Source organism: Dolichospermum lemmermannii CS-548, assembly GCF_028330815.1.
In the GTDB taxonomy this organism is placed as follows: domain Bacteria; phylum Cyanobacteriota; class Cyanobacteriia; order Cyanobacteriales; family Nostocaceae; genus Dolichospermum; species Dolichospermum lemmermannii.
In genome coordinates this window covers 1-13,269 of record NZ_JAQMTJ010000232.1, presented here as the reverse complement: position 1 = coordinate 13,269, position 13,269 = coordinate 1, and the positions used below count along the sequence as shown (strand labels likewise).

Annotated in this window: 11 protein-coding genes; 7 read left to right on the top strand and 4 right to left on the bottom strand. The window is 37.4% G+C overall.

Features of this window, described 5'->3' with window-relative positions:
* Positions 1–260: 260 nt before the first annotated feature.
* From PN450_RS15695 to PN450_RS15680, 4 genes are all read right to left on the bottom strand, one after another.
* Entirely contained in the window at positions 261–1,307 is a 1,047-nt protein-coding gene (locus PN450_RS15695; RefSeq protein WP_271836872.1) for a radical SAM protein, read from the bottom strand.
* Positions 1,308–1,425: 118 nt separating this feature from the next.
* Positions 1,426–1,629 (bottom strand): type A2 lantipeptide, encoded by a 204-nt coding sequence (locus PN450_RS15690; protein ID WP_271836871.1) that lies wholly within the window; start codon positions 1,627–1,629, stop codon positions 1,426–1,428.
* Between the two features lie 663 nt (positions 1,630–2,292).
* Positions 2,293–4,200, bottom strand: a complete 1,908-nt coding sequence (locus tag PN450_RS15685) for an ABC-F family ATP-binding cassette domain-containing protein (RefSeq protein ID WP_168694912.1) — start codon at positions 4,198–4,200, stop codon at positions 2,293–2,295.
* A gap of 70 nt (positions 4,201–4,270) precedes the next feature.
* Positions 4,271–4,687, bottom strand: a complete 417-nt coding sequence (locus tag PN450_RS15680) for a DUF1824 family protein (RefSeq protein ID WP_015083572.1) — start codon at positions 4,685–4,687, stop codon at positions 4,271–4,273.
* Positions 4,688–5,092: 405 nt separating this feature from the next.
* On the opposite strand from PN450_RS15680, the gene PN450_RS15675 reads away from it, so the two are divergent.
* The 7 genes from PN450_RS15675 (at position 5,093) to PN450_RS15645 (ending at position 13,235) form a co-directional block, all read left to right on the top strand.
* Positions 5,093–6,895 carry an ABC transporter ATP-binding protein gene (locus PN450_RS15675; protein ID WP_271836870.1) on the top strand — a complete coding sequence of 601 codons (1,803 nt, stop codon included), beginning with the start codon at positions 5,093–5,095 and terminating at the stop codon, positions 6,893–6,895.
* 164 nt (positions 6,896–7,059) lie between these two features.
* On the top strand, positions 7,060–7,485 hold the full coding sequence (gene ccmS / locus PN450_RS15670; RefSeq protein ID WP_168694914.1) for a beta-carboxysome assembly chaperone CcmS: 426 nt from the start codon (positions 7,060–7,062) through the stop codon (positions 7,483–7,485).
* Between the two features lie 67 nt (positions 7,486–7,552).
* Positions 7,553–8,011, top strand: coding sequence for a hypothetical protein (locus PN450_RS15665; RefSeq protein ID WP_271836874.1), 459 nt, complete (start codon positions 7,553–7,555; stop codon positions 8,009–8,011).
* A 143-nt stretch (positions 8,012–8,154) separates the two neighbouring features.
* A complete protein-coding gene (locus PN450_RS15660) occupies positions 8,155–9,378 on the top strand; it encodes a bifunctional sterol desaturase/short chain dehydrogenase (protein WP_271836873.1) in 1,224 nt (407 codons plus the stop codon).
* Positions 9,379–9,667: 289 nt separating this feature from the next.
* On the top strand, positions 9,668–10,318 hold the full coding sequence (locus PN450_RS15655; RefSeq protein ID WP_271836869.1) for a vWA domain-containing protein: 651 nt from the start codon (positions 9,668–9,670) through the stop codon (positions 10,316–10,318).
* A 164-nt stretch (positions 10,319–10,482) separates the two neighbouring features.
* Positions 10,483–11,280 carry a PP2C family serine/threonine-protein phosphatase gene (locus tag PN450_RS15650; RefSeq protein ID WP_271836868.1) on the top strand — a complete coding sequence of 266 codons (798 nt, stop codon included), beginning with the start codon at positions 10,483–10,485 and terminating at the stop codon, positions 11,278–11,280.
* A gap of 212 nt (positions 11,281–11,492) precedes the next feature.
* A complete protein-coding gene (locus PN450_RS15645; protein ID WP_271836867.1) occupies positions 11,493–13,235 on the top strand; it encodes a WD40 domain-containing protein in 1,743 nt (580 codons plus the stop codon).
* Positions 13,236–13,269 lie beyond the last annotated feature (34 nt).

Below are 13,269 nucleotides of genomic sequence, written 5' to 3'. Positions count from 1 at the left end.
CTCGTTCCCATACTCTGTATGGGAATGAATTACGGAAGGCTCTGCCTTCATTGATACTAAGTTATGGAGGCAGAGCCTCTCAGTAGCATTCCCAGTCGGAGACTGGGAACGAGAAAAAATGATATGATAGTTTCTCGTTCCCATACTCTGTATGGGAATGAATTACGGAAGGCTCTGCCTTCATTGATACTAAGTTATGGAGGCAGAGCCTCTCAGTAGCATTCCCAGTCGGAGACTGGGAACGAGAAAAAAATCCTTTTTTACACAGCAACAGACTTTCTTGATAAATTAGCACTAATTTCATCGCTACTGGGTAATGAAACTAAAGGACAACCTAATGTTTCAAAATCAAGGGTTTCAATTCCACGAACCCAAGGAGCAAAACGCCCTGGTATAAGTTTAAGCTTACCATCTGGCTGTAAAGTACCAACGTCATTACGTTCATCTGTAAGCGCTACTGTACATTTATTAACTTTTCCGTTAGCACGAATAACTAAGGAGTTAGGACGGGAAGCGTAACAAACATATTCCGGTTGTGGACTACCATCCTGTGGTGATTTTAAATCATCACCAAATAATTTAGATTGAAGTATTTTATTAGCTGCTTCCTTCTCAGTCTCTGAAAAAACCTTGATTGAACTATCATTAGGTCCACCAAGATGTTCAATACTTTTAAAGAACATAGAGAACCTGGAATCAGGTAAAAATTCTCTTTTAATATCTTCCAATAGAGGATCAAAAAAGTTAAATGTATCTGGATTAAAATGAAGACGTAACAAGATAGAAACTGCTAATGAACTATCCCGTATTGCTAGTAAATTATTCCAAATTCGCTCAAATGTACTTTTACCATCTGCCCGAATCCGGCTCTGATCATGAATTTCCTTTGGTCCATCAAGGGAAATTTGGTAATGCGTAATCCCTACATTAGCTAAAGCAGAAGCAGTATTAATATCTAGTAAATAACCATTGGTTGTCATAGATCCTGAATAATGCAAATGAGAATTTTTTGCCGCTAAAGATGTAGCATATTCAGAGATATCTAAAACAATATCCTTAGCAACCAGGGGTTCACCACCAAACCAGGATAGGTTTAAAAAATTCAACTTTGAAGATCGTTTGTCTAAAAGAGCTTTGATACCGGAAATTACTTCAGGTTTCATTCTCCCTATGGAAAAATCTTCATAGCAATAAATACAACGAAAGTTACATTGTTCTGTTGGTAAAATAATTAATTCAAAAGCTTTATCAGATATTAATCGCGCACGCAGCAAGTTAGCTTGTTTTACAGTTTCTATTGTTGTCATTTGACAAATTCCTTGTATTAGTTTCTCGCTTGAAAATGCGATCGCTACATTTATTATGTAGTAACGATCGATTTTCAAGTAAATCTTATCGTATTCAGCCAATTAAGCTAACAGACTATTATGAAAGGGGTGCGGGTGCGGGTGCGGGTGCGGGGAGTTCACATTTGCCGTTACTGTTAAAACAAAAGAAACCTGACCACTTCCCACCAACTATCATGTTAAGTTCTTCAGGCTTTAACTCTTGAAGCACCCCTGCTAATGCTGGATCATTTACTAGTAATTCTCCATCTTCATTAATTTCAAAGATTTGAATATTAGCCATCTTCGTATTCTCCTTGGTTTTAAAAAGTCAAAAAATTTAGAAAACTGGAAAAGTTGTACTTTTTCATTTCCCGACTACATCCTATTCAAAATAAAAACCTCTGTCTAGAGACTTAGACAAAATAAAAGTGACATAATTGTTTCAGTTTTGTCACCTTCAATAGCTTGATGATAACAGCATTTTCCGCACAAATATCCGTAAATTTGCCCTTTTAGGTTGAAAATATCACTAAAAAATAGACAATTACGGACTAAAAATAGCCAAAAAAAGGGACATAATTGCTGCAATTTTGTCACTTTTGCCTATTAACTTAAATATAAATAGATCCCTAAATTATTAAATAATTTAGATATATGTATTAGCTCTTATAAGCGTAAATTATATGAGATATGCAATTTATTTTACATAACTACCTAATCAGATGGTGGGTTACGCTTTTGCTAACCCACCCTACGTATATTTGAAGATTTCAACAAGACGATTAATTTAATTGCAACCTAAGAGGTTGTTTGAAAAGTATTATATGAAACCCATAATCTCCAAAAACCTAACCCCCCTCCCCCCCTTCCCTACAAGGGAATGGGGGTTTTAAAGCCTCTCCCCTGGTAGGGGAGAGGTTTGGAGGGGGGTCTGTTTGTACATTAAAAACTTTTCAAACATCCTCTAAGAATCCATTTCCGCTAATTCCAACCAGCGTTCTGTGGACAAATCAATATTTTTCTTCAGAGTTTCCACCTCTTCATATAGCTTTTGCACTTGGCTATAATTTCCAACCACAGTTGTTAATTTCTTTTCTGCTGCTGTTTTTTCTGTTTCTAACTTGGCAATTTTCTGTTCTAATTCCTCAAATTCCCGTCTTTCCCAATTGGATAACCTCCGGGCTTTTTTAGTCTCTGCAACTGGAGATACAACCTTTGATTCTACAATTACAGTTTTTGACGGTTCTTGTTTTTCTGCTTCTTCAGCTTTTTTATAATCTAAATAGATGGAATAATTACCCGGATATTGACGTAAACCTCCACCTTCTTCTAAAGCAAAAATTCTGTCTACTGTCCGATCTAAAAAGTAACGATCATGAGAAACTACAATCACACAACCATTAAAATCTTCTAAATAGTCTTCTAATACCGCTAATGTTTGCACATCTAAATCATTAGTCGGTTCATCCAAAATCAACACATTGGGCGCACTAATGAGAATACGTAATAAAAATAAACGGCGTTTTTCTCCACCAGAAAGTTTATTAATGGGTGCATATTGTTGATTTCCTGGAAACAAAAATCTCTCTAACATTTGGGAAGCAGTGATTTTCGTCCCGTCGGAAATTTGGATAAATTCCCCTTCTTCCTTAATGTAATCAATCACTCGTTGATTATCATCTACAGCCGTCAACAATTCTTCTGAATGTTGGTTAAAATAACCAATATGAATTGTAGTCCCAATTTCCACACTACCGGAATCTGGTTTGATTCTGGCAGTCATAATATCCATTAAAGTAGATTTACCTGCACCATTACCGCCAATAATACCAATTCGATCTTCTGGACTAAATTCATAAGTAAAATTATGAATTAAAGTCCTGTTATTGTAGGCTTTACTAACATTTTTGAGTTCAATAACCTTCTTACCAATCCGTCGGCCAACGGTAGAAATATCAACCTTACCATTAATTTCTTTAAATTCAGTATCTCTCAATTCATGAGCGCGATCAATTCTGGCTTTTTGTTTGGTACTTCTAGCTTTTGGGCCTTTCTTTAACCATTCTAATTCGCGGCGTAAAAGACCTTGATGTTTCCGCTGAGTGCTAACAGCAGATTCTTCAGCTAAAGCTTTCTTTTCTAGATAATAGGAATAATTACCTGTGTAATTGTAAATATCACCTCGATCAATTTCGATAATTCTATTAGTAACTTTATCTAAAAAATAACGATCATGAGTAATTAATAAAAGTGCGCCGCGATAGCGATTCAAATAACTTTGTAACCATTCTACAGACAAAGCATCAAGATGGTTGGTAGGTTCATCCATTAACAATAAATCAGGTTCTGATATCAAGGCTGCTGCTAAAGCAATCCGTTTGCGATATCCCCCTGATAATGTGCCAACTTTCACATCAAAATCAACAATTCCTAACTTTGTTAAAATGATTTTGGCGTTAGTTTCTACTTCCCATGCACCAGTTGCATCCATGCGCTCCATCACAGTAGAAAGACGAGACATTAACTGACTATCATCGGGATAATGTGCCAATTTATCAGATAATTCTTCATATTCTTTGACGAGGTTCATTTGTTCACCACTATCAGCGAATACCTGTTCTAAAACAGTGTGATTTTCGTCCATATCGGGCTGTTGAGGCAAGTAAACAATTTTTGCCCCAGAATTCACTAAAATTTGCCCACTATCAATTGATTCTAGTCTAGCAATCATTTTTAATAAAGTTGATTTACCAGAACCATTAGTGCCGATTAAACCAACTTTATCATTAGTATCAAGGCTGAAATTAGCATCTTTTAAAAGTTCTTTAATTCCAAAATCTTTCTTAACTGACTGTAATGTAACAATGCTCATATTATCCGGTAATTAGTGATTAAGAATGAGGTGGGCATAGCCCACCCTAAAGATGATTGTAAACGAAATTCTAGACAAATAAATCGAGGGGTAAATGTCCATACATCTCGTTAACTCCTCCCTCTTGATAAGACTGGCAAGATACTAACACTCCCCGATGATGTCCAGCATAGGAATCGAGATAACACAAGCCATTTTTGCCATTTAACTTGATGTAAACTGGGCCTTCTGGATGTGGTAAATCAATTGGTGCTTGATAACCCAAAGCGCGAGAATAGGTTTTCATGGCTAAAATTCCCTCTGCTGCTGTATCAGCACAAATACCTAAGATTTGATAATCGGTAAGACTGGTGAGAAAAATTAATGCCTCACGAGTGGGAACTTTTTCGGACGGTTTAAGAATGGGGGCAATATCCAGACAGTTAAATTTGTTGAGTATTTTCTTGGCTTCTGGGAGTGAGAGTTGCTGATGATTGGGAGTAGACATAATATTGATTTGTCTAGTTTTTACGTCTGGTTCTGGTTGTGGGAGGGAGATTTGCTCAACATTACTGGCATTTTTGCACAAAATCAAGATTGATATGGCATATTCCCTAAGTTTTAGGAGGAATATTTGCTGTTTTGGTAGTCTTCACTGAAAATTAGCACATCTGGTTTATTGATACGGTTATTATACCCTGCTGTTTGCTGCGGGGAATAATTATTTTAGCGACAATATTTTCTAATATAATTCCCAAAAGTGAAGTTTGCCAAATTACAAGTTACCAATTTTTCAAAATTATCTCTTCTGTTCCTAAAGGAAGATAACTGTATCTATTGCTTCAATATTGATCACAAATCAACTCAATTATGTGGTAGTATTAACTGCAAGTAATTATCAATTAATGTGGCTATGCCATTTAAATCTCTCCGATTATCCAAAAGGCGTAAACATTCTGTTCGTCCCCTCCAGCGGCTATTTAAATATGGACATCAGTATACTAAACAAATTCGACTGGCCATTGGTGCTTCTATCCTCAATAAAGTTTTTGACTTAGCACCCCCTGTATTAATTGGGATTGCGGTGGATGTGGTAGTCAAGCAACAAGATTCTATCATCGCCCGATTAGGCGTAAAAGATATTTATGGGCAATTTCTGATTTTATCCTTGTTGACGGTGATTACTTGGGTGTTGGAGTCATTGTTTGAATATGCCTATAAGTTACTATGGCGCAATTTGGGACAGAATATTCAGCATAATTTACGACTGGACGCATATAAACATTTACAAGAATTAGAATTAGCTTATTTTGAAGAACGCAGCACCGGTGGTTTAATGTCTATTCTCAGTGATGATGTTAACCAATTAGAGCGGTTTTTGGATGTGGGTGCAAATGACATTATTCAAGTAACTACAACTATTATTATTGTTGGGGCTGCGTTTTTTATTTTAGCTCCTAGTGTAGCTGGGATGGCAATTTTGCCCATGCCATTTATTCTCTTTGGTTCGATAATTTTTCAGAAATTTCTTGCGCCTCGTTATGCAGAAGTTCGGGAAAAAGTCGGTTTATTAAATGGGAGATTATCTAATAATTTGAGTGGGATTACCACTATTAAAAGTTTTACAGCAGAAGCTTATGAAGCGGCGCGGGTAGAATCTGAAAGTAATGCTTATCGTCAAAGTAATGCTAAGGCAATTGCTTTATCTGCGGGGTATATTCCGATTATTCGGATGTTCATTTTAATCGCTTTTACTATATTGCTATTATTTGGCGGTATGGCAGCAGTAGAAGGCAGATTGGCTGTAGGTGCTTATAGTTCTCTGGTGTTTTTAGTTCAGCTTTTACTGTGGCCATTAACCAGATTAGGTGATACTTTTGATTTATATCAAAGGGCGATGGCTTCTACTAATCGAGTGATGGATTTGTTAGATACTCCCATGGCAATTCATACCGGAAATATTGATTTACCTGTAGATATGATTCGGGGGGCTTTGGAATTTCAAAATGTGAGTTTTGCTTATCAAAATAGAAATCCAATTATTCACAATTTATCTTTAGAAATTCCCGCAGGAAATACAATTGCAATTGTGGGTTCAACAGGTTCAGGAAAAAGCACTTTAGTTAAACTCTTACTGCGATTTTATGAAGTGCAAAGTGGTAAAATTACTCTGGATGGAATTGATTTACAACAATTAAATTTGCGAGATTTACGCCGCTCTATTGGTTTGGTGAGTCAGGATGTGTTTTTATTTCATGGTACAGTGGGAGAAAATATTGCCTATGGGACTTTTACCGCTACCAATGAAGATATTATCATGGCGGCGAAAATAGCGGAAGCTCATGATTTTATTATGAGTTTGCCCCAAGGTTATGAGACAATTGTAGGCGAACGGGGGCAAAAGTTATCGGGAGGACAAAGACAACGGATTGCAATTGCTCGCGCAGTATTAAAAGATCCACCAATTTTGATCTTAGATGAAGCCACATCAGCGGTAGACAATGAAACAGAAGCTGCAATTCAACGTTCTTTAGAACGGATTACGGTCAATCGTACCACAATAGCGATCGCTCACCGTCTTTCCACCATTCGCAATGCTGATTGCATTTATGTCATGGAACATGGCAAATTAGTAGAAGCAGGAACTCATGAACAACTGTTAGAGAAAAACGGCATTTACACCAGTTTATGGCGTGTGCAATCTGGGTTAAAATAAATGTCATCTCGAAAATATCTTGTAGGGTGCGTCAGAGTTACAATATTTTTTAATATCCACAGATTTTTATGTCTGACGCACCCTACTTGTATATGATTTATTGCCAACTCTAGTGTGTGCAATCTGGGTTACAATAAAAAAAATAAAATTACCAATTAATGATCATGTTTAGTATTCCCCAACCCGAAACAGCAGAGAACAAATGGCGCGGACAGTTAGATAGATTTGTCAAAAACAATCAGCTAGAACTAGCCGCACTTTTTTGGGGATTGTGGTTAGAAAATGGTAATCGTCAGGGAACTATTGGGATTGATTTACAACCAACTCCCCATTTTGTCTATTGTCCCCAAACCGAAATAGAGAAGTTAAATGAGCGAGTTGAAAATCGTCTCCAAGAAATTTTAGGAATTATTGATAATAACCAACCGGAAACAGAAGTAGTGATGATTGGAATTGGGAAAGGGGAAATTAAGTTAATTCAATTTGCACCCAAATCATCACCAGAAACCTGTTTTCAAGAAGTGGGAAAAGATATAGATGGATTATTAAATTTACTAGAACAGCGATTAATTGAGCAAATCAGGGATTAATAAAGCCATTGATTTTGCTATACTAGATACTGAAAAACGGAATTTTCAATTTAAAAGTGATGAAATTATGATTCACCATCTTTCAATTTCTGCCCAAAATCCTCAAAACGCGGCTGAAGTTCTCGCAGAAGTGATGAATGGAAAAGTATTTCCCTTTCGTCCACATCCAGGTAGTTACATGATGCTATCTCTCGATGAACACGGAACTGGAATTGAAGTTTATCCATTAAAAATTGTATTGCAACCTGGTGAAGAAGAACAGGATTGTCAGTTTAAAGAAACTTCTCAACCTAGCAACTTTACAGCCACTCATGCAGCTATTTCTGTTAATTCTACACAGGAACAAATAGAAGCAATTGCTCAGAGAGAAGGCTGGAGAGTTATTCGTTGTAGTCGTGCTTTCTTTGATGTGATGGAGTTTTGGGTAGAAAATAGGATAATGATAGAATTCTTAACCCCAGAAATGTCCAATCAATATTTAACACTTATGCAGCCAGAAAATTTACAAAAAGTATTTGCTGGTTAAATTTATAAAAGACTCAAATTCCGAAGTTAAGTAGAGTTGAAAATCAATTTTGAGAATGTGCTACACCTTTTATCACTACGTCATTAGACAAAGATGGTAATAACTTGGTTTAATTAAGAAAAAGAGGTATCACCAAAAAGATGATGATTTTGGCTCAAAGCTTAACTATTGATGCAGTTTTAGTAAACAACTGTATCCAGTTCACAACCTGGGGATTTTCCTCCCTCCTACTCGCAGAAATTGTCAGAGATGCTTATCATGCTTTGTGTCATCAGATAACATGGTTAGCGAAATGGCATAATAAACATCATGCTGTATATCGGCGGGATTTGACTTTAACTTCCCAAAAAGCCTACGTAGATTCCCAGTTGTATCACGATATTGTCGAATCGGGTATATTAGTAGTTATTTTAACAATAATTGCCTTACTAGCACATCAATGGGGATTATGGTTAGGAGTTGCTTATGCAGTAACGTTTTTATACGGTGCATCTCTGCGATATTTTCAAGGAACAATAGACACAGACTACAATCATTTACCCGGACCCTTAGACACAATTCCCTCGGTTTTCTGGGTAAATAGAACCTATCATTGGCGACATCATTTTGATGATGTTAATGCTTACTATAGTGGTGTTTTTCCCCTAGTGGATAAAATACTAGGAACAGGACTTTCTCTCAAAGGTAAAACCGTAGCCTTAACAGGTGCTTCCGGTGCATTAGGACAAGCATTAGCAGCGGAATTATTAAAGCATAATGCCAAAGTTGTGGCATTAACAACGAATCCTGAAAAAATCGCAGTTCAAGAGCGGGTCAAAATTGTAAAATGGGAATTAGGTAATGAAACTCAACTAAAAGAAAGTTTAAATAAAGTTGATATTCTCATTATCAATCATGGCATAAATGTTTATGGAGATCGTACTTCAGCCGCCATTCAAAATTCCTATCAAGTTAACACATTTTCCGCTTTGGAACTGATAGATATTTTCTCTGCAACTGTCACAGGACCCCAAGACAAAGCCACCAAAGAAATTTGGGTAAATACTTCAGAAGCGGAAGTTTCCCCAGCCTTAAGTCCCTTGTATGAACTGAGCAAAAGAGCATTAGGGGATATTGTCACCCTTAAAAGATTAGATCAAGTTTGTGTCATTCGCAAATTAATTTTAGGACCTTTCAAAAGTCAATTAAATCCCTATGGTGTCATGTCAGCAAATCAGGTTGCCAAGGGGATTGTATTTTTTGCAAAACGGGATTTTAGAAATATTATTGTCACAGTAAATCCTTTGACTTATTTACTATTTCCCCTCAAAGAATTTAGTACCTGGTTGTACTATCGGATTTTTAGTAAAGGGGTAAAAAGCAAATAATTATCAAGATAACGTTGCTAAATAAAATCTAACATCTAACAGTCTCCTTTCTCTCCACCTCTGCGTCCTCTGCGCCTCTGTGGTTCGTATCAAATAAGATGACTGATGATTTGTGAAAATGCTATTAGCAACGTTATCCATGATATTGGGAAAGAATAAATATGAAACTAAATATTTAGACATTATGGGTATTGATTCCGTACAAACATCCATGTTAAGCTATGTAGTAACAAGTAACATCTAGTTTATACATTTTGCATCTCACCTTGATTAATCAGGAGTATCAAAAATGCCAGTAGGTTTGCCTGAATTCGTGGAAAACCCGGAAAATCGTTGTCCGGTAATTCTCTTGCTTGATACTTCTGGCTCAATGTCAGGACAACCTATCCAGGAGTTAAATAGAGGTTTGGCGGCTTTCAAGGAAGATGTGATGAAAGATGCTCAAGCTTCTTTAAGTGTAGAAGTGGCTATTGTCACCTTTGGACCTGTGAAACTGACGCAAGATTTTGTTACTATAGACCATTTTACACCGCCTAAGCTAGAAACAGATGGTGTGACACCAATGGGTGCAGCCATAGAATATGCTTTGGATTTATTAGAAACCCGCAAACAGTCTTATAAAGATAACGGTGTCCATTATTATCGTCCTTGGGTATTTTTAATTACCGATGGTGCGCCTACAGATGCTTGGGAGGGTGCAGCGCAAAGAGTGAGGGAAGAAGAAGAACAGCGGCGAATGTTGTTTTTTACTGTTGGTGTTCAGGGTGCAGATATGAACAAACTTAAACAAATTGCACCTCGTCCTCCAGTAATGCTGAATGGCTTAGATTTTCGTTCTTTATTTGTTTGGCTTTCCACTTCCATGAAACGGGTTTCTAGTGGCAAAGTAGGGGAAGCTGTGGCATTACCGCCGGTGGGATGGGGTCAAATTACTACTTAGAGGGTGTATAAGCTAGAAGAACCTCTCCCTAACCCTCTCCTAGGAGGAGAGGGGACATGAAAAAATTAGTTTTTGTACAGGGAGTTTTAAAGCCTCTCTCCTTGCAGGGGAGAGGTTTGGAGAGGGGTTATAAAGTCTAATAAAATATACAGGATTTATTTATTGTGGGTTGGAAAGCTATAGCGCGTTATGCTGTGGGAACGAGTCATAAAGAGCAAAAAATACCTTGTCAAGACTGCGGACATTATCGCATTTTTAATGATGTGATTGTGAGCGCAGTTGCTGATGGTGCTGGAAGTGCTAAATATTCTCATTTTGGTTCTGAATTGGCTGTAGAAACTGTAATTAAATGCTTTGCTGATATTAATGAACTTCCTAATAAACAAGGTTTTACTCAACCACTTTCGGAAATGGAAGCTAAGGAAGTTTTTACTAAGTTTGTCAAGGATGTTATTACTGCGTTAAACAAAAAAGCAGATAATAATGATTATTTTGTTCATGATTTAGCTTGTACTCTGTTAGTTTTTATAGCGACTCCTGAATGGGTTGCAGCCATGCAAATTGGGGATGGATTTATGGTGGTGCGTTCCCAAGATGCAGAATATCAATTGTTGTTTGAACCGGATAAGGGGGAATTTTTCAACGAAACAACTTTTGTCACTTCAGCTAATGCGCTGGAGGAAATGCAGGTACAGGTAATTTCAGGAAAACAAGAGTTTATTTGTGCTTCTACTGATGGATTAGAAAAAGTAGCAATTCGCTTGAGTGATTGGAAACCTCATGCGCCATTTTTTAAACCTTTGGAGGAATATTTGCGAGAAACAGATAAACCAGGAGGAAATGATGATACTTATATTATGGATTTTCTCGATTCTCCACGGTTAAATTCTCGCACTGATGATGATAAAACTTTGCTTTTGTGTCTTTTTGAACAGGAGGAAATTGGTGTGAATATAGGCTAGAAATAGCTTATCTGTTGGCTTCAACACCCGCCCAGAAATGAATTTCCGGGCTAATAGCTAAAGTAAACTGAAGTTTACTAAAGAATTTGCAGATCATTTAGTCATCTTTAGATGACTTTTGCTATTAGCAAGGAAATTCATTTCCTTGCGGGTTTTATGTTTTACCAGGAATACCATTTGATATTTATTTCAACCCATCTAATTAAAATTATATGACAGTTTTTACCTGTGCCATTACGGGAAAATCAATTACTCTGTTGGGTGAAGAGATTGCTAATAGTGGTGAAGCCAAAATTTGGCGAACTAATCAAAATGGTTATTTAGCGAAAATTTACCATTCTCCAACACCTGAACGGGTGCAGAAGTTAGCGGTAATGATAGCAAATCCACCCACAGAACCAAATTCCCATCTTCATCATGTTTCTTTTGCTTGGCCTAAGTCGGCGTTGAAAAATGCACAGGGTGATTGTGTGGGCTTTTTGATGCCAGAAATAAAGGATGGAAAAGAACTTATTGATGTTTATAATCCCCAGCGTCGAAAGCAGTTAAAACTTGAGATTGATTGGCGGTTTCTGCACACAACGGCGCTGAATATTGTCTCAATTATTGAAGCACTGCACGCTGCTGGTTATGTTTTAGGAGATATTAAACCACAAAATATTTTAGTTAATAATCGGGCTTTACCTTCTATTATTGATACAGATTCTTTTCAGGTGATAAATCCGAAAAATGGTAAGGTTTATTATTGTTTAGTTGGTTCTGAGGGATATACACCACCGGAACTGATTGGAAAAGATTTTGATAGTATTGAGCAAACGGAAGTACATGATAGATTCCGGTTAGGAGTAATTATCTATCAATTATTATTTGGTGGTAATAATCCTTTTCAGGGAAAATGGACCGGTGCGGGGGAAACTCCAGACATAAATGAACTTATCTGTCAGGGTTTATGGGTTAATGGGTCAACTAATTTAATTGCAGCAGTAGCAAGAACAATTCCCCTGGAGATTGTTCATCCAGATGTTCAGCAATGTTTTCTAAAATGCTTTAATGATGGTCATAAAAATCCTAATTTCCGCCCTACGGCTAGGAAGTGGTTGGAGGCGTTAAAGGTAGGGAATGATAGGCTAACTATTTGTGGCAGGGTAGATAATCATTACTATAGCCGAACTTATGGTAAATGCTATTGGTGCGATCGCTCTACAAATCTTGGTGTTGATATTTTTCCTGGTGTTGTGAAAGCAAAACCATCTGCTGTGGTTGAATCAACATCACAACCACAAGTTATTAACAATGACATGAGAGGAAAGCTCCTACAAACCCTCCCTGGTCATTCTAGCCCGGTTATTTCAGTAGCATACAGCCCCGATGGTCAAACTCTGGCCAGTGGGGGTGCTGACAAGATTATCAAACTGTGGGATGTAAAAACAGGAAACCTCTTACAAACGCTCTCTACTCGTTCTAAGTGGGTTAGATCAGTAGTATACAGCCTCGATGGTCAAACTTTGGCTAGTGGGAGTGATGACAACACTATCAAACTGTGGAATGTGAAAACGGGAAAGCTACTGCAAACCCTCTCTGGTTATTCTGACTCAGTTAGATCAATAGCATACAGCCCCGATGGTCAAACTTTGGCTGGTGGGAGTGATGACAACACTATCAAGGTATGGGATGTAAAAACGGGAAACCTCTTACAAACCCTCTCTGGTCATTGTAAGTGGGTTAGATCAGCAGCATACAGCCCCCATGGTCAAACTCTGGCTAGTGGGAGTGCTGACAACACTATCAAAGTATGGGATGCAAAAACGGGAAACCTCTTACAAACCCTCTCTGGTCATTCTGACTGGGTTAATTCAGTAGCATACAGCCCCGATGGTCAAACTCTGGTTAGTGGGAGTGGTGACAACACTATCAAACCTGAGTTCGATGTAAATAAAAAGTCTAAAAGTACGTAACAGTAACAGTTCTGTCAATAAGTATTGGTTATTG